19 protein-coding genes and 1 pseudogene are annotated in these 22,241 nt (G+C 70.1%); 15 read left to right on the top strand and 5 right to left on the bottom strand.

All coding sequences use genetic code 11. The features are described 5' to 3' along the window. Positions 1-12 precede the first annotated feature (12 nt). From phnA to HK415_RS19245, 3 genes are read left to right on the top strand one after another with little or no spacing between them, the layout of a single operon-like run. Positions 13-1,227 (top strand): phosphonoacetate hydrolase, encoded by a 1,215-nt coding sequence (gene phnA, locus HK415_RS19255; RefSeq protein WP_171562071.1) that lies wholly within the window; start codon positions 13-15, stop codon positions 1,225-1,227. Positions 1,228-1,279: 52 nt separating this feature from the next. Continuing rightward, on the top strand, positions 1,280-2,698 hold the full coding sequence (phnY, locus tag HK415_RS19250; protein ID WP_171563563.1) for a phosphonoacetaldehyde dehydrogenase: 1,419 nt from the start codon (positions 1,280-1,282) through the stop codon (positions 2,696-2,698). Next, positions 2,689-3,534, top strand: a complete 846-nt coding sequence (locus HK415_RS19245; RefSeq protein WP_309246759.1) for an EamA family transporter — start codon at positions 2,689-2,691, stop codon at positions 3,532-3,534. Before phnY ends, HK415_RS19245 begins: the two co-directional genes overlap by 10 nt. 4 nt (positions 3,535-3,538) lie before the next feature. Here HK415_RS19245 and HK415_RS19240 read toward each other — a convergent pair whose 3' ends face one another. Further along, the gene (locus tag HK415_RS19240; RefSeq protein WP_171562069.1) at positions 3,539-3,745 is read right to left on the bottom strand and encodes a hypothetical protein; all 207 of its coding nucleotides are present in this window, start codon (positions 3,743-3,745) and stop codon (positions 3,539-3,541) included. A gap of 159 nt (positions 3,746-3,904) precedes the next feature. Between HK415_RS19240 and fusA the strand changes: the two genes are divergently transcribed. Further along, positions 3,905-5,974 carry an elongation factor G gene (fusA, locus tag HK415_RS19235; RefSeq protein WP_171562067.1) on the top strand — a complete coding sequence of 690 codons (2,070 nt, stop codon included), beginning with the start codon at positions 3,905-3,907 and terminating at the stop codon, positions 5,972-5,974. 59 nt (positions 5,975-6,033) lie between these two features. On the opposite strand, the gene HK415_RS19230 is transcribed toward fusA, so the two are convergent. From HK415_RS19230 to HK415_RS19220, 3 genes are all read right to left on the bottom strand, one after another. Next, positions 6,034-8,031, bottom strand: a complete 1,998-nt coding sequence (locus HK415_RS19230; protein WP_171562065.1) for a DUF6600 domain-containing protein — start codon at positions 8,029-8,031, stop codon at positions 6,034-6,036. A 140-nt stretch (positions 8,032-8,171) separates the two neighbouring features. Further along, complete coding sequence (locus HK415_RS19225; protein WP_171563561.1) at positions 8,172-8,879, bottom strand: GntR family transcriptional regulator; 708 nt, start codon at positions 8,877-8,879, stop codon at positions 8,172-8,174. A gap of 49 nt (positions 8,880-8,928) precedes the next feature. Further along, positions 8,929-9,681 (bottom strand): maleate cis-trans isomerase family protein, encoded by a 753-nt coding sequence (locus HK415_RS19220; protein WP_171562063.1) that lies wholly within the window; start codon positions 9,679-9,681, stop codon positions 8,929-8,931. A 321-nt stretch (positions 9,682-10,002) separates the two neighbouring features. On the opposite strand from HK415_RS19220, the pseudogene hydA reads away from it, so the two are divergent. From hydA to HK415_RS19175, 9 genes and pseudogenes are all read left to right on the top strand, one after another. After that, positions 10,003-11,420 (top strand): annotated as a pseudogene (gene hydA, locus HK415_RS19215) (dihydropyrimidinase). 10 nt (positions 11,421-11,430) lie between these two features. Beyond that, positions 11,431-12,177: an aspartate/glutamate racemase family protein gene (locus tag HK415_RS19210; protein WP_171562061.1), complete on the top strand. Its 747-nt coding sequence runs from the start codon at positions 11,431-11,433 to the stop codon at positions 12,175-12,177. A 34-nt stretch (positions 12,178-12,211) separates the two neighbouring features. After that, positions 12,212-13,264, top strand: a complete 1,053-nt coding sequence (locus HK415_RS19205; RefSeq protein WP_216369829.1) for a TRAP transporter substrate-binding protein — start codon at positions 12,212-12,214, stop codon at positions 13,262-13,264. Continuing rightward, the gene (locus tag HK415_RS19200; RefSeq protein ID WP_309246757.1) at positions 13,261-13,911 is read left to right on the top strand and encodes a TRAP transporter small permease subunit; all 651 of its coding nucleotides are present in this window, start codon (positions 13,261-13,263) and stop codon (positions 13,909-13,911) included. The genes HK415_RS19205 and HK415_RS19200 overlap by 4 nt, the downstream gene beginning before the upstream one ends. Beyond that, entirely contained in the window at positions 13,908-15,200 is a 1,293-nt protein-coding gene (locus HK415_RS19195; protein ID WP_171562059.1) for a TRAP transporter large permease, read from the top strand. Before HK415_RS19200 ends, HK415_RS19195 begins: the two co-directional genes overlap by 4 nt. 4 nt (positions 15,201-15,204) lie before the next feature. Continuing rightward, entirely contained in the window at positions 15,205-16,620 is a 1,416-nt protein-coding gene (locus HK415_RS19190; RefSeq protein ID WP_171562057.1) for an amidase, read from the top strand. A 33-nt stretch (positions 16,621-16,653) separates the two neighbouring features. Beyond that, positions 16,654-17,631 carry a Bug family tripartite tricarboxylate transporter substrate binding protein gene (locus HK415_RS19185; protein ID WP_171562055.1) on the top strand — a complete coding sequence of 326 codons (978 nt, stop codon included), beginning with the start codon at positions 16,654-16,656 and terminating at the stop codon, positions 17,629-17,631. A 223-nt stretch (positions 17,632-17,854) separates the two neighbouring features. Further along, entirely contained in the window at positions 17,855-18,847 is a 993-nt protein-coding gene (locus tag HK415_RS19180) for a hypothetical protein (protein WP_216369828.1), read from the top strand. Between the two features lie 31 nt (positions 18,848-18,878). Next, complete coding sequence (locus HK415_RS19175; RefSeq protein WP_171562053.1) at positions 18,879-19,646, top strand: fumarylacetoacetate hydrolase family protein; 768 nt, start codon at positions 18,879-18,881, stop codon at positions 19,644-19,646. A gap of 27 nt (positions 19,647-19,673) precedes the next feature. Here the strand turns inward: HK415_RS19175 and HK415_RS19170 are convergent, their stop codons facing one another. Next, a complete protein-coding gene (locus tag HK415_RS19170) occupies positions 19,674-20,426 on the bottom strand; it encodes a hypothetical protein (protein WP_171556306.1) in 753 nt (250 codons plus the stop codon). 71 nt (positions 20,427-20,497) lie between these two features. Here HK415_RS19170 and HK415_RS19165 point away from each other — a divergent pair, with 71 nt between their 5' ends. After that, on the top strand, positions 20,498-21,745 hold the full coding sequence (locus HK415_RS19165) for an MFS transporter (protein ID WP_309246756.1): 1,248 nt from the start codon (positions 20,498-20,500) through the stop codon (positions 21,743-21,745). Beyond that, positions 21,742-22,218: an FKBP-type peptidyl-prolyl cis-trans isomerase gene (locus tag HK415_RS19160; RefSeq protein ID WP_171562044.1), complete on the top strand. Its 477-nt coding sequence runs from the start codon at positions 21,742-21,744 to the stop codon at positions 22,216-22,218. Before HK415_RS19165 ends, HK415_RS19160 begins: the two co-directional genes overlap by 4 nt. The last annotated feature ends 23 nt before the right edge of the window (positions 22,219-22,241 follow it).

Here is a 22,241-nt window from a genome sequence, read left to right as displayed (position 1 = left end):
AGAGGAGGCGCCATGCTCACCGTCAACCAGCGCAGCTACCGCGCGCCCAAGCAGCCGACCGTGGTCGTCTGCGTGGACGGCTGCGAGCCGGACTACCTGGCGCAGGCCGTCGCCACCGGCCACATGCCGTGGCTCAAGCGCACGCTGGCCGAAGGCACCGGCATCGTCGCCGACTGCGTGGTCCCCACCTTCACCAACCCGAACAACCTGTCCATCGTCACCGGCGCGCCGCCCAGCGTGCACGGCATCTGCGGCAACTACCTGTACGACACGGCCAGCGGCACCGAAGTGATGATGAACGACCCGAAGTGGCTGCGCGCGCCTTCGCTGCTGGCGGCGCTGGCGGACGGCGGGCACCAGGTGGCGGTCGTCACCGCCAAGGACAAGCTGCGCCGCCTGCTCGGGCACGGCATGCAGGGCACCTGCTTTTCCTCGGAGAAGGCGGACCAGGCGACGCAGCAGGAGCACGGCATCACCGGCGTGCCGGAACTGGTCGGCATGCCGGTACCCGACGTATACAGCGCCGCACTCTCCGAATTCGTGTTCGCCGCCGGCGTGCAGCTGATGAAGAAGCACCGGCCCGACGTCATGTACCTGTCCACCACCGACTACGTGCAGCACAAGCACGCGCCGGGCACCGAGGGCGCGAACGCCTTCTACGCGATGATGGACCGCTACCTGGGCCAGCTCGATGCGCTGGGCTGCGTCATCGCCGTCACCGCCGACCACGGCATGAACGCGAAAGTCGGCATGGACGGCCAGCCGGACGTGATCTACCTGCAGGACTGGTTCGACCGCGCCATCGGGCCGGGCAAGGCGCGCGTGATCCTGCCGATCACCGATCCCTACGTGGTGCACCACGGCGCGCTCGGCTCCTATGCCACCGTGTACCTGCCGGCCGGCACGCCCACGGCGCAGTTCGTGTCCCAGCTGCAGCATCTGCGCGGCATGGAAGTGGTGCTGGACCGCGAAGCCGCCGCGCGCCGCTTCGAACTGCCGCCGGACCGCATCGGCGACCTGGTCTGCGTGTCCGAACGCTTCACCGTGATCGGCACCTCGCGCGAGCGGCACGACCTCTCCGGGCTGGACGCGCCGCTGCGTTCGCACGGCGGCATCAGCGAGCAGAAGGTGCCGCTGATCGTCAACCGCAGGATTCCGGGGCTGGACCCGCAGCGGCGCTGGCGCAACTTCGACGCCTTCGACCTGGCGCTGAACCACGCGCAGTGAGGACGCCATGAGCCACATCGCCTCCTTCATCCGCGAGCAGGGCCTGGACCGCATGCGCATCGCCGGGCGCAAGGCGGGCCACGGGCGGGACGGCGAGCGCATGATCCCGGTATTCAATCCCTATACGGAAGAACGCATCGGCAGCGTCCCCAAGGCCACCCTGGACGAGGTGCGCGAAGCCTTCGAGCTGGCGCATGCCATCCGGCCCCGGCTCACGCGGGCCGAACGCGCCGGCATCCTGCAGAAGACCGCGGCCCTGGTGCGCGAGCACCTGCATGACATCGCCCACCTGATCACGGCGGAGTCGGGCCTGTGCCTGAAGGACGCGCTGTACGAGGCGGGCCGCGTGAGCGACGTGCTGCAGTTCGGCGCGACCGAGGTGCTGAAGGACGACGGCCAGATCTTCAGCTGCGACCTCACGCCGCACGGCAAGCAGCGGCGCGTGTACACGCAGCGCTCGCCGCTGCTGGGCGTGATCAGCGCCATCACGCCCTTCAACCACCCGATGAACCAGGTGGCGCACAAGGTGGTGCCCAGCGTCGCGACCAACAACCGGATGGTGCTCAAGCCCTCCGAGAAGGTGCCCTTCTCCGCGATCTTCTTCGCCGACCTGCTGTACCAGGCGGGCCTGCCGCCGGAGATGCTGTCGGTGGTGACGGGCGATCCGCGCGAGATCGCCGACGAACTGGTCACCAACGAGCGGGTGGACCTGGTCACCTTCACCGGCGGCGTGGCCATCGGCAAGTCCATCGCGGCCAGGGCGGGCTACCGGCGCATCGTGCTGGAACTCGGGGGCAACGACCCTCTCATCGTGATGGAGGACGCGGACCTGGACGAAGCGTCCACGCTGGCGGTGCAGGGCTCCTACAAGAACTCCGGCCAGCGCTGCACGGCGGTCAAGCGCCTGCTGGTGCACGAGCAGGTGGCTGGCCGCTTCACCGAGCTGGTGGTGGAAAAGACCCGCGCCTGGAAGCACGGCGACCCGATGGATCCAGCATCCGACATGGGCACGGTGATCGACGCGGCGGCTGCGACGCTGTTCGAGTCGCGCGTGAACGAGGCGGTGTCGCAAGGTGCGCGCCTGCTGGTGGGCAACCAGCGCCAGGGCGCCCGCTACGCACCCACGGTGATCGACAACGTGCGCCCCGAGATGACGGTGGTGCGCGAGGAAACCTTCGGCCCGGTCTCGCCCATCATCCGCTTCGCCAGCATCGAGGAGGCGATCCGCATCTCCAACGGCACCGCCTACGGCCTGTCCAGCGCCGTGTGCACCAACCGGCTCGACTACATCACCCGCTTCATCGACGAACTGCAGGTCGGCACGGTCAACGTGCGGGAGGTGCCCGGCTACCGGCTCGAGCTCACGCCCTTCGGCGGCATCAAGGACTCCGGCCTGGGCTACAAGGAAGGCGTGCAGGAGGCGATGAAGAGCTTCACCAACCTGAAGACGTACTCGCTGCCGTGGGCCTGACCTGGCCCGTCGTCGCGGCGGTGCTGTTCGGCGCGCTGCTGCACGCGAGCTGGAATGCCATGGTGAAGTCCAGCAGCGACAAGGCGCTGGACACGGCGGTGATCCACCTGACCGGCTCGGTGGTCGCCCTGCCGATGCTGTTCGTGGTCGGCCTGCCCAACCGCGAGTCCTGGCCCTTCATCCTGTCCTCGGTCGTCATCCACATCGGCTACTACATCGCGCTCACCGGCGCGTACAAGCACGGCGACCTGGGCCTCACCTATCCGCTGATGCGCGGCACGGCGCCGCTGCTGGTGGCGCTGTCGGCATCGCTCACCGTCGGCGAGACCCTGTCGCCGTTGTCCTGGGCCGGCGTGCTGGGCGTCAGCTGCGGCGTGCTGGCGCTGGGCCTGTCGCGGCACGCGATGGACTCGCCGCGCGCGGTGGGCTTCGCGCTGACCAATGCGGTGGTGATCGCCGTGTACACCGTGGTCGACGCGCTGGGCGCGCGCGCCTCGGGCAACGCGCTGCAGTACGTGGTGGCGCTGTTCGTGCTGGATGGCTGGCCCTTCGCGCTGCTGGTACTGCACCGGCGCGGCTTCGCGCGCGCCTGGCCCTACGCGCGGGCGCGCGCGCCGCTGGCGCTGGTGGGCGCCTCCGCTTCGCTCGGCTCCTATGGCATCGCGCTGTGGGCGATGACGCGGGCGCCGGTGGCCACGGTCGCGGCGCTGCGCGAGACCTCGGTGCTGTTCGCGGCGCTGATCGGCACCTGGCTGCTGAAGGAAACCTTCACGCTCCGCCGTGCCGTCGGCACGGCCGCGATCGTGGCCGGGGTCATGGCTCTGCGCCTCGGGTGAGCGGTCAGCCGGCGCGGTCTTCCTGGGGCGTCACGTCGTCCACCGGGGCGGCGTCCTCACCATGGCGGCTGGCGGCATTGCCGTTCTCGCTGAAGCGGGCCAGCTGCTGTTCCAGCATCTGGCGTTGCAGCGTCTTGCCGAGTTCCTTCGTGTAGTAAGCGACTTCGAACTCTTGCGGCGCGCCGCTGGGCTTGATCTTCCTGTCGGGCATAACCCGCGGAGGATAGCAAGCAGGTGCTCACATTCTGTAGGAGGAGACCGCGTGCGGCGTCGGACGAGCCTGACGTGGCGCAAGGGTCGTTCACTGTCGTGCTGCCCGCGTTGCGGCAGCGATGGGAGCTGCGTAGGATGGCCTTCCCCTGTTGCGTTCATGGAGGGTCCGTTCGTGGGTACACATCGCGACATCGCCTCGCGCCGCACTCTGGCCCTCGTGGGCCCGAGTGCCGCGGGCAAGACCAGCCTGGCCGAAGCCTTGCTGTGGAAGGCCGGGGCGGTGGGCGCACCCGGCAGCGTAGAAAAGGGCAGCACCGTTTCGGACCACGATCCGCTGGAGAAACGGGCGCTGCGTTCGCTCAACACGACGCTGCTGCACTTCGAGCACCGCGGCATCACCACCCACCTGATCGACACGCCCGGAGCGCCGGACTTCCTGGGGCAGTCGCTGCCCGCGCTGGAGGCGGTGGAGACGGCAGCGGTGGTCATCAACGCGGCCGCCGGCATCGAGCCGATGGCGCGCCGCATGATGGAGTGGGCGAAGCAGCGCGAACGCGACCGCATCATCATCGTCAACAAGATCGATGCGCAGGGCGTGAACCTGCAGGCGCTGGTGGCCGACATCCAGGCCGCCTTCGGCCGCGAGTGCCTGCCGCTCAACCTGCCCTCGCAGAAAGGCGAGCGCGTGCTCGACTGCTTCTGGAAGATGAAGGACGAAGGGCCTCCGCCGGACTTCTCCTCGGTGGAGCAGGCGCACCGCGCGCTGGTGGAGCAGGTGGTCGAGGTCGACGCCGCCTTCGTCGAGCGCTACCTCAATGACGGCGACGTCGATCCGGCGGAGCTGCATGCGCCGCTGGAACAGGCGCTGCGCGAGGGCCACCTGGTGCCGATCTGCTTCGTGTCCGCGCGCACCGGCGCCGGCGTTCCCGAGCTGCTGGACGTGATCGAGCGGCTGCTGCCCGACCCGACCGAGAGCAACCCGCCCGCCTTCCTGGAAGGCGAGGGCGACGCGGCCACGCCGGTGCAGGCGGTGGTGGACCCGGACAAGCACGTGCTGGCGCACGTGTTCAAGGTCACGCAGGACCCCTATGTCGGCAAGATGGGGGTGTTCCGGGTGCACCAGGGCACGATCACGCGCGACAGCCAGCTGTACGTGGGCGACGGCCGCCGCCCTTTCAAGGTGGGCCACCTCTTCATGCTGCAGGGCAAGGAGCTCAAGGAGGTGGAGAAGGCGGTGCCGGGCGACCTGTGCGCGATCGCCAAGGTGGAGGAACTGCACTTCGACGCGGTGCTGCACGACGCGGCCGAGGACGCGCGCATCCACCTCAAGCCGCTGGAGTTCCCGGTGGCCGTGCATGGCCTGGCGATCGCGCCGAAGCGGCGCGGTGACGAGCAGCGCCTGCACGACATCCTGCAGAAGCTGGTGAGCGAGGATCCCTGCCTTCGCGTCGAGCACGTCGCGACCACCAACGAGACGGTGGTCTACGGCCTGGGCGAGCTGCACCTGCGCACGCTGCTGGAGCGCCTGACCGAGGTGCACAACTGCCAGGTGGACACGCGGCCGCCGCGCATCGCCTACCGCGAGACGGTCACTGCGCCGGCCGAAGGCCACCATCGCCACAAGAAGCAGACCGGCGGTGCCGGCCAGTTCGGCGAGGTGTTCCTGCGCATCGAGCCCTTGCCGCGCGGCAGCGGCTTCCAGTTCGCCGACGAGGTCAAGGGCGGGGCGATCCCGCACAACTTCATGCCGGCGGTGGAAAAGGGCGTGCGCCAGGCCATGGAGGAAGGCGTGCTCGCGGGCTACCCGGTGGTGGACCTCAAGTGCATCGTCTACGACGGCAAGCACCACGCGGTGGACAGCAAGGAAATCGCCTTCATCCAGGCAGGCAAGAAGGCCTTGATCGCCGCGGTGCAGGCGGCGCGGCCCTGCGTGCTGGAGCCGATCGTCAATGTGGAGATCGCAGCGCCCGAGCACAACATGGGCGACATCACCGGCGACCTGGCATCGCGGCGGGGGCACGTGAGCGGCACCCGGTCGGATTCGCCCGGGGCGCTGACGGTGCTGGCGCAGGCGCCGCTGTCGGAGCTGTCCAGCTACCAATCGCGGCTGAACTCGCTGACCGGCGGGCAGGGCCGCTACGCGATCGCCTTCAGCCACTACGAGCAGGTGCCGCCGGCCGTGCAGGCGCAACTGGCCTCGCAGTACAAGCTGAAGGACGAAGGCTAGCGTTCGTCGCGCCCAAAGGAAAAGCGGCCCGCGGGCCGCTTTTCTCCTTGCTGCTTCGCTCAGTCGCGCGGGCCGCGACCCTGGCCCCGCCCACGGCCGTCGTCGCCATCGCGCTGCCAGCGGCCGCCACTGCCGCCCCGGCCTTCCTGGCCGCGGTCCCGCTGGCCGTCCCGGACCAGCGGCGCCTGCTGCTGCGGGCGCGGCTGCGGCTGGTGCTGGAACTGCGGCTGCTGCAGCACCGGCTGCACGGCCTGCGGCTGGCGCGCGCGTTCGGCCCAGCGCTCGCGCTGCGCGCGCTCCTGCTGGTGGCGCTGCGCCTCGAGCTGCTGGCGCTGGACTTCGTACTGCTGGCGTTGCGCCTCGTACTGCTGGCGTTGCGCTTCGCGCTGCTGCCGCTGCGAATGCTCCTGCAGTTGCCGCTGCTGCACCACTTCGCGCTGCGCGCGTTCCTGGTGGGCGCGCTCCTGCTGCGCCCGTTCGTGCTGGATGCGCGCTTCCTGCTGCTGGCGGTACACCTGTTCGCGCTGCCAGCCGGCGTCCTGCCCCCGGCGCAGCTGCTCCTGCTGGCGCATCTGTTCGCGGGCCGTGCGCTCGGCATCGCGCTGCAGCCGTTCCTGCTCGCGCTGGGCGCCGAACTGCTCGCGCACGGCCGGCGGCAGCTGGCGGCCGTAGAAGCGCTGCTGCGGAACGGCCGGCTGCACCGTGGCGGGCGGCGCGCTGTGCAGGCGCGGCGCGTCCTGGTGGTCGCGGCGCCAGTGGCGGCCTTCCGGCCGCACCGGCACCACGCCGACCTGCGCGTGTGTGATCACGCCCGCGTCCAGCGGACGCCAGTGGCGGTGCACAGGGCGGCCGCGGCGGAAGTCGTCGTCGCGCACGGCGGTGATGGCGATCGGCCGGGTGCGCCAGAGGTGGTTGCTGTAGTGGCGCGGATAGGCGCCCAGGTTGATGTTGACGTTGGCGTAGTTCACGTAGCGCGGGCTCGTGCGGTACACCGGCCACCACGCCTCGCCGGGCGCCAGCGGATACCAGCCGACCGCGGGGCCGGAGCCGACGGTGAACTGCGCGCCGCCGCCACCGAGGAACACCACCAGCGCGGGCGAGTACACCGGCCGCGCGTGCAGGCGGCCGGGCACCCAGGCCCAGCGCGTGCCGATCATCGTCCAGCGGCCGTAGTGGAAGGGCGCGAAGCCCCAGGGCGCGTCGTCGATCCAGGTCCAGCCCCAGGGGCCGATCCACTCCCAGTGGCCATAGCGGTAGGGCGCCCAGTCCTGCACCACCACGCGCGGATACCAGACCGCGCCGTGCGTCGGGTCCTGGTTCCAGCTGCCGTGCTGGTCCAGCTGCGCATAGCCGACCACGCCGCGCGGCACGTAGCGCGCGGTCACCGACTGCTCCTCGAGCTCGTGGCGCTCGGCCACCCAGCGGGCGAAGTCGTCCTGGCGGTAGCTGGGGCCCTGCACCGGCGCCAGCGAGCGGCCGGCGAAGGTCGCCACCTGGCCGGCACCCAGCTGGATCGACTGGCCGGTCTCGCCGAAGATCGCCGCCAGGCCGCTTTGCACGGTGACGTGCGTCAGCTGCGTCTGCGGATCCACGTCGATGCGGTAGTCGCCCGGCTGCAGGGCGCGGAAGGCGAGGTTGGGCGTGCCGATCTCGAAGTTCTCGCCCGGCGCGATCTCGCGCACGCGGGCGTTCACGCTGCCTTGCTGCAGGATGAACTGCGCGGCGCGGTCGTCGAGCTGGTTGACGCCCAGGTGGCTTTCGCCGTCCAGGTGCAGCGTGGCGGCCCCGAGCTGCAGTTCGGCGCGCGAGCCGCGGTCGCTCCACACCCGGTCGCCGCCGGTCAGCGGGCGGTTGGCGGGCAGCTCCACCCATTCCTTGTCGCCCTCGGGCGCGAACACGACGCTGCCCTGGCGATGCGTGAGGTGCGCGACCCGGCCGGGCGGATCGGTGTCGTCCTGCGCGAAGGCGGCCGAAGCCGCACAGAACATCAGGAGCGCACCCAGCCAGGGCAGGGCGCGCGAGAAGCGGCGGTGGGTGACGATGTGCATGGCGCTCATGTGTCGGGACTCCATGATCCCTCAACGCGCGAGCGTGAACCCATGCCGTAAACCCATCGTAAATTCGGCAACCCTGCACGACGGCAGGCGCTCCACACGTGATTTGTTCACGGACCGCCGCGCCGTCCGTCGCCGGGCCGTCAACCCCGGAAGATCGCTTCCAGGTCCGCCTCGCCGTTGCTCTCGTCCAGCTGCAGGCTGCCCTCGATGTGGTCGAGGTGTTCCAGCATGATCTTCTCGGCGCGGCCCCGGTCCTTCTTCGCCACCGCGTCGATGATCATCTGGTGCTCGTCGTCGCGGCAGCTCTGCGCCGTCGGCGCGTCGTACAGGAAGATCGTCAGGCAGGTCAGCATGCACAGCTCGCGCATGCTGCGGGCGAGCGCCGAGTTGCCGGCCAGTTCCGCCAGCAGCGTGTGGAATTCGCCGGACAGGCGGATCACCGCGCGCTTGTCGCCGCGGCGGCGCGCGTCGGCCTCCAGCTCGATGTGCTGGCGCAGCCGCTGGATCTTCTCGGTCGTCAGGGTGTCCACCAGCCGGCGCAGCACCGCCGGCTCGATCAGCCGGCGCGCCTCGAACACGTCGCGCGCCTGCTCGGTCGTGGGCTTGGCGACGTAGGCGCCGCGCTGCGGGAACAGCTCCACGATCTGCTCGTGCGCCAGGCGCGCCAGCACCTCGCGGATGCGGGCGCGGCTGACGCCGAAGATGTCGGCCATCTTCTCCTCGCCCAGCTTGGTGCCGGGGTGCAGGCGGTGCTCGAGGATCGCGGCGTAGATGCGCTCGTAGATCTCGTCCACGGTCTTCTCGCGTTCGGCGCGAACCGGCTGTGTCTTGCGCGCGGTGGCGGGCATGGAGGGCTTGCTGTTGGCGGCGTGGGAAGGGCCGGGATGGCGGGCGATTCTATCGGCGGGCGTGCCGCGGGAGGGCTTCAGGTCCATTGGAACAGCTCCCCCAGCCGGTGATCGCCGCCGGCGAGGCGCCCGCGGCGCGCACCATGCCCCAGACCGTGGTGCTCACGGTGTCCAGCAGCGGGATGCCGTGCGCGCGCTCGATCTCCGCGGCCAGCGGCGCCGCGCGCAGGTTGGTGCAGAAGGTGGTGATGGCCTGCGGCCGCTCGCGCGCCACTTCGTCCATCAGCCCGCGCAGCACCTGCGGCGCGACGCCGGCGAAGTCGTGGTTGACGCGGATGCCCAGGTGGCGCTCCGCCACCACCTCGATGCCCAGGGCGCGGTAGTTGGCGACGATGCGCTCCTGCACGTCCTGCGTGTAGGGCGTGACGAAGGCGAGGCGCCGTACCTTGCGGATCGCCAGCAGCTCGTTGAGCGCCAGCACCGCGGTGGTCGCCGGGATGCCGGTGCGTTCGCGGATGCGCTCCACCAGTTGCCGGTCGCGGTCGAAGCCGAGCCAGCCCGAGGAAGTGCCGCTCCAGCCGATGACGTCCACCTTGGCGTCGGCCAGCAGTTCGGCGGCCGCCAGGATCTTGCTGTCGTCGAACTGGCCGAGCGCCGCGGCATCGAGCGCGATCTCGGTCACCTTGAAGCGCGCGAAGTGCGCGCTGGCGCCGGGCAGGGCCGCGGCCAGCGCGCTGGTCAGCGGCTCCAGCGCGGTATTGGAAGAGGGGGTCAGCACCCCCAGGCGCAAGGGTAGTGTCACGTGGCAGGTCTCCGGGAAGGCGGTTCGCCCTGGCTCCAGTATGGGCGATGGGCGGATGGTGATTCCACGCATTTTGGTCGCAATTGTCGACATTGGTGTAAACACCGACCGCGAATACCAAACGCCTCGTCCATCATTCGCTCGAACCGGAAGCCCCTCGACGGCCTGTCGCTGGTGGCCCGGAAGTTGCACTCTCCCCGACCGAAGCCATGATGAATCCGATGTCCGCCGCCGAACGCGCCCCAAACAGGTTGTCGACAATCCTGTCTGCACTTTCCTGGGGTGCTGGCCGCACCCCGCTGGTGCAGGAGGTCCGCAGCCATGGCTGACACGCTCGACCTCGTCATTCGCAACGCCCGCGTGGCGACCGCCAGCGACACCTTCGACTGCGACATCGGCATCCGCGCCGGCCGGATCGCGCTGCTGGGCGAGGGACTGCCCGCCGGACGGCGCGAGATCGACGCGGCCGGCCGCACTGTCACGCCCGGCGGCGTCGACGCGCACTGCCACCTGGACCAGCCGATGGAAGGCCCGGCGAAGATGGCCGACGACTTCCTGACCGGCACGCGCTCGGCTGCCTGCGGCGGCACCACCACCATCATTCCCTTCGCCGCGCAGATGAAGGGCCAGTCGCTGGAAGCCGCCGTGGTGGACTACCACGGCCGCGCTGAAGGCAAGGCCTGCATCGACTACGCCTTCCACCTGATCGTGAGCGACCCCACGCCGACGGTGCTGGAAAAGGAACTGCCGGCGCTGATCGCCCAGGGCTACACCTCGTTCAAGGTCTACATGACCTACGACGACCTGAAGCTGGACGACGCCCAGATCCTCGACGTGCTGGACATCGCCCGCACGCACGGCGCGCTGGCCATGGTGCATGCGGAGAACGCCGACTGCATCGAGTGGCTGACGAAACGGCTGGAGGCCGCCGGCCGCACCGCCCCGCGCTGGCATGCCCACGCGCGGCCGATGCTGGTGGAGCGCGAAGCCACGCACCGCGCGATCGCCCTGTCCGAACTGGTGGACGTGCCGATCCTGATCGTGCACGTCTCCGGCCGCGAGGCGATCGAGCAGATCCGCTGGGCGCGCAGCCACGGCCTGTCGGTGTTCGCCGAGACCTGCCCGCAGTACCTGTTCCTCACCGCCGAGGACCTCGGCATCGACGACAGCTACCACGGCGCCAGTGCATCTGCAGCCCGCCGCCGCGCGACAAGGCCAACCAGCAGGTCATCTGGGACGGCCTGGGCGACGGCCTGTTCACCGTGTTCTCCTCCGACCACGCGCCCTTCCGCTACGAGGACCCGCAGGGCAAGAAGATCGGCGGCGAGGAAGTGGCGTTCCGCCACATCCCCAACGGCATCCCCGGGCTGGAGACGCGGCTGCCGCTGCTCTATTCGGAAGGCGTGCTGGCCGGCCGCATCACGCTGCAGAAGTTCGTCGAGCTCACCGCCACCAACCCGGCCAAGGCCTACGGCATGCACCCGCGCAAGGGCACCATCGCCGTCGGCAGCGACGCCGACCTGGTGGTGTGGGACGAGCGTGACGTGACCATCGACAACCGTGCGCTGCACCACGCGGTGGACTACACGCCCTACGAGGGCATGCCGCTGAAGGCCTGGCCCGGCCTCACGCTCTCGCGCGGCGAGGTGGTGTGGGACGGCAAGGGCTTCACCGGCCAGGCGGGACGCGGCCGGTTCCTGCCCTGCGGCACGCCCTCCCTGCTGCCCAAGCGCAAATAGGGAGCAGGCGATGCGCGTGCTGCTGGTCAACCCCAACATCTCCGACAGCGTGTCGGACCTGATCCGCGCCGAAGCGCAGCGCAGCGCCTCGCCCGGGACCGAGATCGAGGTGCTGACGGCGCCCTTCGGCGTCGCCTACATCGAGACGCGCTTCGAGGCCCTGCTGGGCGCCCATGCCGCCGCGCAGGTGGCCGCCGAACACCACGCGCGCTTCGACGCGGTGGTGGTCGCCGCCTTCGGCGACCCGGGCCTGGCCGGCCTGCGCGAAGTGCTGCCGGTGCCGGTGACCGGCATGACAGAAGCCGCACTGGCCAGCGCGCACCTGCTGGGACACCGCATCTCCATCATCGCGATCTCGCAGCGCATCCAGGCCTGGTACCGCGAGGTCGTCGAGAGCTACGGCTTCGGCTCCCGCCTGGCCAGCATCCGCGCCCTCGACCGCCCGATCAGCGCGATCGGCGGCGTGCAGCAAGAACATGCGCAGGCGCTGAAGGCGCTGGCCGAACGCGCCGTCGTCGAGGACGGCGCCGAAGTGATCGTCCTCGCCGGTGCGCCGCTGGCCGGACTGGCGCGCTCGCTGCACGGGCAGCTGCCGGTGCCGGTGGTCGACGGCGTCTCCAGCGCCGTGCGCCACGCCGAAACCCTCGCCGCGCTGAAGCCCGGCCGCGCGCGCAGCGGCAGCTTCGCGCCGCCGCCCGCCAAGCCGCACCGCGGCCTGCATCCCGCCATCGCGCGCCTGCTCGATCACCCCCGCTGAACTTTCTTCCGTCCTTCGTCCACCAGGAGCTCCCATGACCTTACGCCTCCCTTCGAAAATGCTTGCCGTCGCGGCCCTCGCCGCGGCGCTGGTGCTACCCGCCGCCGCGCAGGACCGCATCAAGTTCAAGGCCATCGGCCAGCCGCTGGCCACCGGCCTGATCCAGAAGAACAAGGAACAGCCCTTCTTCGAGAACTTCGCGCAGCGCACCGGGCTGCCGATCGACGTCGACTACAAGCCGATCGACACGCTGGGCGTGAAGGACACCGAGCAGCTGCGCGTCATGAAGGCCGGCCTGTTCGACATCGTGTCGCTGCGCGTGTCGCAGAACTCGCGCGACGAGCCGACGCTGCTCGGACTGGACCTCGTCGGCGCCTCGCCCGACTACGCCACCGGCCGCAAGGTCGCCAACGCCTACTTCAGCACCATCGACGAGCGCCTGCAGAAGCAGTTCAACGTCAAGCTGCTGGGCGTGTGGCCCTTCGGCCCGCAGGTGCTGTTCTGCAAGAAGCCGATCGCCAAGCTGGCCGATGTCAAGGGCATGAAAGTCCGCGTGTACGACCAGAACCTGGCCAAGTTCATCGAGATGGTGGGCGGCACGCCGGTGCCGGTGTCCTTCGCCGACACGCACCAGTCGCTGTCGCTCGGCGTGGTCGATTGCGCCATCACCGGCCCCAGCTCCGCCAACTCCGCCGGCTGGCCGGAAGTGACGACGCACCAGCTGCCCCTGGGCTTCCAGATGGCGCTCAACGGCTACGCGATCTCGCTGAAGGCCTGGAACCAGCTCAAGCCGGACCAGCAGGCCAAGCTGAAGACCGCCTTCGACGGCCTGACCAGCGAGATCTGGACCTATTCCGAGGAACTGTTCCAGGACGCGCTGAACTGCAACCAGGGCAAGGACCCGTGCACCACCGGCAAGAAGTTCAAGCTGACCAACGTCGCCGTCTCGCCCGCCGACCTCGAGCTGGTGCGCGGCGCGGTCACCAAGGTGTCGCTGCCGGTCTGGGCCGAAGTCTGCGACAAGTCCAACGCGGACTGCTCGAAGAAGTGGAACGCCACGGTCGCACCCGTGCTGGGGCTGAAGTGAACACCGGCGCGTCCATTCTCAAGGAGGAGGGCGCGCCCGCGGCCGCCTCCGCACCGGAGACCAGCGTGAAGGAACACATCGAGAACGTCCTGGCCTGGATCTTCGGCACCACCTTCATCGCGCTGGCGGCGGTCGTGACGGTGGAAACGCTGTCGCGCAAGCTCTTCAACATCTCGCTGCAGGGCGCCGACGAACTCGGGGGCTACTCGCTGGCCGTGGGCTCCACCATCGCCTTCAGCCTGGCGCTGATGGGACGCAACCACATCCGCGTCGACGTGTTCCACGAGATGCTGCCGAAAGGCCTGCAGGCCTTCCTGAACTGGTTCTCCATCGTCAGCCTGGCCGCCTTCGGCATCTTCGTGGCCTGGGTCGCCACCAAGGTGATCGCCGACACCATGGCCTACGGCAGCACGGCGCAGACGCCCTGGGCGACGCCGCTGATCTGGCCGCAGTCGGTCTGGTACGCGGGCCTCGTGATCTTCGCGCTGGTGGCCACCGGCTACGCGCTGCGCGCCACCGGCCTGCTGGCCACCCGCCGCATAGACACGCTGAACCACGACTTCCATCCCAAGAGCGCGAAGGAAGAACTGAAGGAAGAACTGGACGACCTGGCCAACCGCCAGGCGGCCGAAGGAGCGAAGCCATGACCCTGCCTTTCTTCGGCCTCGCGTTCGCCGCGATGCTCGGCATGATGCTGGTGGGCATGCCCATCGCCGTGTCCATGGCGCTGGTCGGCATCATCGGCGGCATTGCCGCCTACGGCGTGCCCTTCATGGATTCGATCGCGCCGGTGGTCTGGGGCGTGCACAACGAGAACCTGCTCACCTGCATCCCGCTGTTCGTGCTGCTGGGCGAGCTGCTGCTGCGGTCGGGCATCGCCGACCGCATGTACATCGCGCTGTCGGCCTGGCTGGGGCGCCTGCCCGGCGGCCTGCTGCACACCAACATCGGCAGCTGCGCGCTGTTCGCCGCCACCTCCGGCTCCTCGGTGGCGACGGCGGCCACGGTCGGCACGGTGGCGCTGCCTTCGCTGCAGCGGCGCGGCTACTCGATGCGCGGCTCGCTCGGCTCGCTGGCCGCGGGCGGCACGCTCGGCATCCTGATCCCGCCCAGCGTCAACATGATCGTGTACGGGTCGCTCACCAACAACTCGATCGGCCAGCTGTTCATCGCCGGCATCATCCCCGGCCTGCTGCTGACCGCCTGCTTCATGCTGTACATCGCGATTTCCAGCGTGGCCAGCGGCCACGTCATGCGCGAGGCGGTGGTGCCCTGGGCCGACAAGTTCCGCAGCCTGGTGCACCTGGTGCCGCCGGTGGTGGTGTTCGGCATCGTCATGGGCAGCCTGTACTTCGGCATCGCGACCACCACGGAGAGCGCGGCGCTCGGCGTGATGGCGGCGCTGGCCTTCGTGTGGCACTCCGGCAAGATGAGCCGCGAGCTGCTGCGCAACTGCTTCATCTCCACCGCGCGCGTGAGCGGGATGATCCTGCTGATCATGACGGCCGCCTTCGTGCTGAACCTCGCGATCAGCCTGACCGGCGTCGCCGAGCAGATGACGAAGTGGGTGACCAGCCTGGGCCTGTCGGCCACCGGACTGATCCTGGTGCTGATCGTGTTCTACCTGATCCTGGGCATGTTCATGGACGTGCTTTCGATGCAGGTCGCGACCATTCCCATCACCTACCCGATCGCCGTGGCGGTGGGCGTGGACCCGATCTGGTTCGGCATCTTCATCGTGCTGATGTGCGAGCTGGGGCTGATCACGCCGCCGGTGGGCATGAACCTGTTCGTGGTGCACGGCATCCGGCCGGACAAGGGCGGCATCGAGGATGCGATCTGGGGCGCGCTGCCCTATGCCGTGATCATGATCGCCTTCACGCTGCTGCTGATGGCCGTGCCGCAGCTGGTGACCTTCCTGCCCTCGCGGATGTAGGGACATGGACGCACGCGATTCCTGGCGCCTGTCCGCCTCCGAGTTGCAGCGCCGCTACCGCGAAGGCAGCCTGACGCCGCTGGAAGTGGCGCGGGCCTGCCTGGCGCGGCTGGAGCAGGTGAACCCGCGCATCAACGCGGTGGTGGCGCGGCGCGACCCGGCGTTCATGGAGGAGGCGGAGGCCGCGACCGAGCGCCACGTGCGCGGCCAGCCGCTGTCGCCCCTCGACGGCATCCCGCTGTCGGTGAAGGACAGCCTGTACACCGCGGACCTGCCGACCACCTGGGGCTGCCCGGCGCTGCGCGAGCACGCCACCGGGCAGGACGAGTTCGCGGTGGCGCGTGCGCGGGCCGCCGGTGCGCTCATCATCGGCAAGACCAATGTGCCGGAGTTCGCGCTGGAGGGCTACACCGGCAACCCGATCTTCGGCGTCACGCGCAATCCCTGGAACCTTGCGCTCACGCCTGGCGGCTCCAGCGGCGGCGCGGTGGCCTCGGTCGCTGCCGGCATCACGCCGCTGGCGATCGGCCAGGACGGCGGCGGCTCGATCCGCCGGCCCGCATCGCACACCGGGCTGGTCGGATTGAAGCCCAGCCTGTCGGCGGTGCCGCGCGAGCACGTGCTGCCCAGCCTGCTGCTGGACTTCGAGGTGATCGGGCCGCTGGCGCGCACGGTGGCGGATGCGCGCATGCTGTTCAAGGTGATGCGCGGGCCGGCGCTGGTCGATCGCTCCTCGCTCGCCGCTGCCTATGCATCGCAGCAGGCGCGTCCCGCGACACCACCCAAAGGCTTGCGCATCCTCTACGTCGAACGCTTCGGCAGCGCGCCGCTCGATCCGCAGATCGCCGCCAGCGTTTCGCAATCCGTCGGCCAGCTCGAAGCGCTCGGCCACCACGTGCGCACGGGCGCGCTGCCGCTCGACCTGGACTTCTACGCCGACGCCTGGCCGCAGATCGGCCAGGCCGGGCTGGCACAGCTGTTCAACGCGCATCCCGAGTGGGCCGCGCAAGCCTCGGCGAAATACCGCGACATGGCCGAGAAGGGCCGCAGCATCCCGGCGGCCCGCCTGTGGCGCATCCTCGAGCAGGTCAGGCAGCTGCGGCGTGGCAGCGTCGCCCTGTTCCAGGACATCGACGTGATCGTGCTGCCCTCGGCCGCGGCGCTGCCGTGGAAGGCGGAAGACGCCTTTCCCACGCACATCGACGGCCAGGAGGTCGGCCCGCGCGGCCACGCCATCTACACCGGCTGGGTCAACGCCGCCGGCCTGCCCGGCCTCGCCCTGCCTTGCGCGCCCTCGCGCGAAGGGCTGCCCATCGGCATGCAGCTGGTGGGCCGCTACGGCAGCGACGACATGCTGCTGGACCTCGGCGCCGCCTACGAAGCGGCGCATCCCTGGGCGGACCGCTGGCCCGCCCCCTGAAGAACACCGACACTTACCTCCAAGGAGATCCCCATGCAAAGACGCCTCCTGCTGCAGGCGGGGACGGCTGCCGCCGCCTTCGCCGCGCTCCCCGCCGTGCGCGCCCAGTCCTGGCCGAACGGCCCCATCCGCATCGTCGTGGGCTTCCCGCCCGGCGGCGGTGCCGACGCGCTGGCCCGAGTGGTCGGCGAGAAGCTGCAGGGACTGTGGAAGCAGCCGGTCGTGATCGACAACAAACCGGGCGCCTCCGGCACGCTGGCCGCAGAATACGTGGCCCAGCAGGCCAGCGACGGCAGCACGCTGCTGCTCACCACCATCAACAGCCATGCGCTGGCGCCCGCCGTGCTGCCCAAGCTGCGCTACCACCCGGAGCGCGACTTCGTGCCGGTGGCGCTGCTGGGGCTCACGCCCAACCTGCTGATCGCCGGCGCGCAGCAGCCGGCGAAGACGGTGAAGGACATCGTCGCCCTGTGCAAGGCGCAGCCCGGCAAGGTGACCTTCGGCTCGGCCGGTCCCGGCACCGCGCAGCACTTCGCGCTGGAGCTGTTCAAGCTGCGCGCCAAGGTCGATGCGCTGCACGTGCCGTACAAGGGCAGCGGCCCGCTGCTCACCGACCTGATCGGCGGCCAGATCCAGTACAGCTTCGAGACCATGGCGGCCGCGACGCCGCACGTGAAGTCGGGCCGCGCGATCGCCATCGCGCAGACGCGCGCCAAGCGCGTGAAGGCCTATCCCGACGTGCCGACCATGCAGGAGCAGGGCTTCGCCGGCTTCGAGACCTTCAACTGGTACGGCATCTCGGGCCCCGGCAAGCTGCCGGCGCCGATCGCGCAGAAGATGAACAAGGACCTGCAGGCGGTGCTGGCGCTGGCCGAGGTGCGTGAAAAATTCGATGCTTTCGGGGTCGAGGACGGCGGCGGCTCGCCCGAGCGCTTCGCGGAACTGGTGCGCTCCGAGATCGTGAAGTGGGCGAAGGTGGCCAAGGAGGCCAACGTCCGCGTCGACGGCTGAGGTTGCTGCGCCGCAGCGAGTCCATCGCTTTCGGTCACAAGCATTTCACCTTTGCATAACCATAACCTCGGCGTAATCTCGCGGCCGGGCTGGCAGTGCCGGCCCGCGCCGTACCAACCGAACAAAGTGGAGACACCCGCATGAGCACACAACGCAAGATCCTGATCCTGGGCGCGTCCTATGGATCGCTGCTGGCTTCAAGCTGCTGTTCGCAGGCCACGAGGTGAAGCTGGTGTGCCTGCCCGCCGAAGCCGACCTGATCAACAGCGAAGGCTTCCGCGTGCGCATGCCCGTGCGCGGCCGCGCGCAGCCGGTGGAGATCGATTCGCGCAAGCTGCCCGGCAAGGTGTCCGCCGGCGGCACCGGCGACGTGAACCCCGCCGACTACGACCTGATCGGCTTGGCCATGCAGGAGCCGCAGTACCGCTCGCCCGGCGTGCGCGAGCTGCTGTCGGCCGTCGCGCGTTCGCGCGTGCCCTGCATGTCCATCATGAACATGCCGCCGCTGCCTTACCTGAAGCGCATCCCCGGCCTGGACGCCAGCGCGCTCAAGGCCGCCTACACCGACGCCAGCGTGTGGGACGAGTTCGACCCCGGCCTGCTGACCCTGTGCAGCCCCGACCCGCAGGCGATCCGTCCGCCGGACGAGAAGGTCAACGTGCTGCAGGTCACGCTGCCGACCAACTTCAAGGTCGCGCGCTTCGATGCGCCCAAGTACAACGAGATGCTGCGCGAGCTGGAGCGCGACGTCGACGCCGTGCGCTTCCAGGCGCCCGAAGGTGCCATCGAGCTGCCGGTGAAGCTGCGCGTGTCGGACTCCATCTTCGTGCCGCTGGCCAAGTGGTCCATGCTGCTGGCCGGCAACTACCGCTGCATCACGGCCGACGGCATGCGCACCGCGCAGGAAGCCGTGCACACCGACATCGAGGAATCGCGCTCGGTCTACAACTTCGTCTATGACGTCTGCCTGCGCCTGGGCGCGCGCGACGAGGACCTGGTGCCCTTCGAGAAGTACGCGGCCGCCGCGCAGAGCCTGTCGCGTCCCGCCTCCGCGGCCCGCGCGCTGCAGAACGGCGCCCAGTACATCGAGCGCGCCGACAAGCTGGTGCAGCTGGTCGCGCGCCAGCTGGGCCTGCGCCATCCGGTGATCGACCGCATCGTCGACCTGGTGGACACGCGCCTGCACGCCAACCGCGAGAAGGCCGCGACCAAGTAGCATCGCGGCTTTGCCACCAGGAACCCGCGCGATGCCCGATCCGGTCCAGACCGTTGCCGATGCCCTGATCTCCGCCTGGCGCGAACAGCGTCCCGTGGACGCGGCGCCGCTCGAAAGCCTGCTGACGGAGGCCGACCAGGCCTACGCGGTGCAGGACCGGGTGGCGCATGCGCTGGGCTGGTTCGGCGATCCGGTGCCGCGGCACTGGAAGTCGGGCGGGCCTTCGCGCAGCGCCGTGCTGACGCACGCGCCGCTGCCGCCCGAGCGCGTGTGGGCCAGCCCCGCCGACGAGCACAACGAACACTTCAACCTGCGCCTGATCGAGGCGGAAGTCGCCTTGCGGCTGGCGCGCGACGTGACGCCGGCCGACGCACAGGCGCTGTCGCACGAGGCGGCGAGCAGCGTGGTCGATGCCATGACGGTGTCGATCGAGGTGGTGGATTCGCGCTGGAAGCAGGCGCGCTCGGCCGGCGCACTGCTCAAGCTCGCCGACCTGCAGTCGCACGGAGCGCTGTCGCTGGGTGAGTGGAAGCCCTTCGTGGCGCGCGACTGGGCGAAGCAGACCTGCAGCGTGACCATCGGCGGCCAGCCGGCCCAGTCCTTCCAGGGCACGCACTCGCTGGCCGACCCCGCCTGGCTGCTGCCCCTGTGGCTGCGCCACGTGACGCGCAAGGGCGAGACCGTGCCGCGCGGCACCGTCGTGACCACCGGCACCTGGTGCGGCCTGCTGGAAGCGCGTAAGGGCGATCGCGTGCGGGCGGTGTTCGAGGGCATCGGCCAGGCCGAAGTGCAGTTGTAGCTGGCGGCGAGCGCTGGCGCCGGCGCGTCAGGGGCAGCGCACCCGCGCCAGCCCGCCCTGCGCATTGTCCGTGAGGTCGGTGAGCGTGGCGCCTTCCTGCGCCAGCCGCAGGCGCCGCCAGGCCAGCCGCGTGCCGCCTTCGCCGCGCAGGCGCAGGACGAGGTCGAGCTGGCGCGCATTGCGCGGGTCCGCCACCGCCGCGAGCACCTTGCCGCTGCTCTCATGCAAGCGGACGCTGCCTGCGTCCAGCACGAGGCGTGATTCCGCGCCCGGCTGCCCGCACGCCTTGCGGTCGGCCCCCCACGCGCCCTGGAAAGTGGCCGGCACGGGCTGCGCCGCCGCCTCGATCGCCTCCAGCGTCATGTCGACCGGCGCGCCCGGGTTGTGGCTGCGCAGCCGGAGCCGGCGTTCATGCAGTTCCAGCAGGTCGACGCGATACGACAGCGAGTCTTCCTCCATCACGATCCCGGCGCCTTCGGCGCGCCAGCGGCCCCGGGCGATGGTGCTGCCCGGCGTGGCGACGAGCAGCGTGCCCCCGGGCAGGAACACATAGAGCGATCCTGCCGCCACGGCCTTGGACTCCGTCACGCGCCAGGCTTGCGCGCTGAGCGCGTCGAGCGAGAGCGCCGGCCGCTGGGGAGCGGGAGCGGGAGCGGGTGCGGCTGCGGCTGCGGGAGCAGGTGCGGCTGCGACGGGCGGCTGCGGTGCCGGAGCCTCCGTGCGCGAGCAGCCGGCGGCCAGCAGTGCGGCGGCGATGGCGATGGTGGCGCGGACATGCATGCACCCATCATCGCCGCTGGCGCCGCGGCGTCCTGTCGGCCGGCGCCGCGCGATCCCGCTACAGTGCGCGCGTGACATCCGCTTCCTCCCTCCGCGCCGCCTGGATCATGCTGCTGGTGCTGATCTCGGGCTTCGCCCTGAGCCAGGCCTTCCGCACCGCCGCCGGCGTGATGGCGCCGCCGCTGCAGCAGGCCTTCGGGCTGACGCCGCAGCAGCTGGGCCTGTTCGCGGGCGCCTTCCACTTCGCCTTCGGCGCGCTGCAACTGTTCATGGGCATGGGCATCGACGTGTACGGGCCGCGGCGCACCGTGCTCGCCGTGTTCCCGCTGACCATCGTCGGCGGCCTCGTCACCGCCAGCGCCACCAGCTACGCTGGCCTGATCGCGGGCCAGGTGCTTACCGGCATCGGCTGCGCGCCGGCCTTCCTCGCGTGCACCGTCTTCATCGCGCGCCGCTTCCCGGCCGGGCAGTACGCATCGGTCAACGGCGCGGCACTGGGCATCGGTTCGGTCGGTCTGCTGCTCACCGGCACGCCCCTGGCCTGGGTGATCACGTCCTGGGGCTGGCGCGCCGGCTTCGTCTGCCTTGCGGTGTGCGCGGCGCTGGCCTGGCTGGCGATCCTGCTGCTGGTGCGCGAGGAAGCGCCGGCACCGGCTGCGCAGCGCCCCGGCGTGCTGGCGGCGCTGCGCGGCTACGGCGAGCTGTTCCGGCTGCCGCAGACGCTGGGCATCATCGGCCTCGCGCTCTTCACCTATGCATCCTTCCTGTCGCTGCGCGGCCTGTGGCTCGGGCCGCTGCTGATCGACCGCTACGGCTACACGCTGGTGCAGACCGGCAACGTGCTTCTGGCCGTGTCGGTGCTCGGCATGGTCGGCCCGCCGCTGTTCGGGCGGCTCGATCCGGGCGATGCGAAGCGGCGCCGCTGGATCACCGGCTACACCATCGCTTGCGCCGTGATCTTCGCGCTGATGGCGGCACCGATCCCGGCCGCCGCCGAGGTCGTGCTGTCGCTGGCGATCGGCCTGGTCTCGGGCTACATGGTGATGCAGTACGCCGACGTGCGCGCGGCCTATCCGGCGCACATGACAGGCCGTGCCATGGCGGTGTTCACCATGGCCATGTTCCTCGGCGTCGCGCTCATGCAGTGGCTCACGGGCGTGGCCGCCTCGGTGGCGACCGTGCTGGGCGTCGAGACCTACACGGCCGTGTTCGGCGCGATCGCCGGCTTCCTGGCCCTGGGCATCGCCCTGTTCCGCTTCCTGCCGCAGCCGGGCGCGCGCGCCGCCGCCCGGGGCGAGCCGTCACAATCTGCACCATGAAAATCGCCAAAGACACCGTCGTCACCCTCAAGTACAAGGTCTCCGAAGCCAGCGGCAAACTGATCGAGGAAAGCAAGGAGCCCATGGTCTACCTGCACGGGGGCTACGAGAACACGCTGCCCAAGATCGAGCAGGCGCTGGACGGCCAGGAAGCCGGCTTCGAATGCACGCTGAACCTGCAGCCGGAAGACGCCTTCGGCCAGCGTGACGAGTCGCTGGTGCGGGTGATCCCGAAGAGCGAATTCCCGCCGGGCGTGAAGGTCGGCGGCCAGCTCGAGGGCCGCACCGACGACGGCACGCCGCACGTGTTCCACGTCATGAAGATCAAGGGCCCCGAGGTGCACCTCGACGGCAACCACCCGCTGGCCGGCAAGGCCCTGAAGTTCCACCTGAAGGTGACCGGCGTGCGCATGGCCAGCGGCGAGGAGATCGCCCACCGGCACGTGCACGGCGAGCACGGGCACCACCACTGAAATGCCCCCAGGGACCCCGGGGC

It is taken from the genome of Ramlibacter montanisoli (assembly GCF_013087525.1).
GTDB lineage: Bacteria > Pseudomonadota > Gammaproteobacteria > Burkholderiales > Burkholderiaceae_C > Ramlibacter > Ramlibacter montanisoli.
Note: the sequence above shows the minus strand (reverse complement) of the source record. Positions and strands in the feature narration are given on the sequence as shown.

Coding starts and splice junctions, on each gene's coding strand:
- phnA (WP_171562071.1), top strand. CDS start 13: ATGCTCACCGTCAACCAGCGCAGCTACCGCGCGCCCAAGCAGCCGACC.
- phnY (WP_171563563.1), top strand. CDS start 1,280: ATGCGCATCGCCGGGCGCAAGGCGGGCCACGGGCGGGACGGCGAGCGC.
- HK415_RS19240 (WP_171562069.1), bottom strand. CDS start 3,745: ATGCCCGACAGGAAGATCAAGCCCAGCGGCGCGCCGCAAGAGTTCGAA.
- fusA (WP_171562067.1), top strand. CDS start 3,905: ATGGAGGGTCCGTTCGTGGGTACACATCGCGACATCGCCTCGCGCCGC.
- HK415_RS19230 (WP_171562065.1), bottom strand. CDS start 8,031: ATGAGCGCCATGCACATCGTCACCCACCGCCGCTTCTCGCGCGCCCTG.
- HK415_RS19225 (WP_171563561.1), bottom strand. CDS start 8,879: ATGCCCGCCACCGCGCGCAAGACACAGCCGGTTCGCGCCGAACGCGAG.
- HK415_RS19210 (WP_171562061.1), top strand. CDS start 11,431: ATGCGCGTGCTGCTGGTCAACCCCAACATCTCCGACAGCGTGTCGGAC.
- HK415_RS19205 (WP_216369829.1), top strand. CDS start 12,212: ATGACCTTACGCCTCCCTTCGAAAATGCTTGCCGTCGCGGCCCTCGCC.
- HK415_RS19195 (WP_171562059.1), top strand. CDS start 13,908: ATGACCCTGCCTTTCTTCGGCCTCGCGTTCGCCGCGATGCTCGGCATG.
- HK415_RS19190 (WP_171562057.1), top strand. CDS start 15,205: ATGGACGCACGCGATTCCTGGCGCCTGTCCGCCTCCGAGTTGCAGCGC.
- HK415_RS19185 (WP_171562055.1), top strand. CDS start 16,654: ATGCAAAGACGCCTCCTGCTGCAGGCGGGGACGGCTGCCGCCGCCTTC.
- HK415_RS19175 (WP_171562053.1), top strand. CDS start 18,879: ATGCCCGATCCGGTCCAGACCGTTGCCGATGCCCTGATCTCCGCCTGG.
- HK415_RS19170 (WP_171556306.1), bottom strand. CDS start 20,426: ATGCATGTCCGCGCCACCATCGCCATCGCCGCCGCACTGCTGGCCGCC.
- HK415_RS19160 (WP_171562044.1), top strand. CDS start 21,742: ATGAAAATCGCCAAAGACACCGTCGTCACCCTCAAGTACAAGGTCTCC.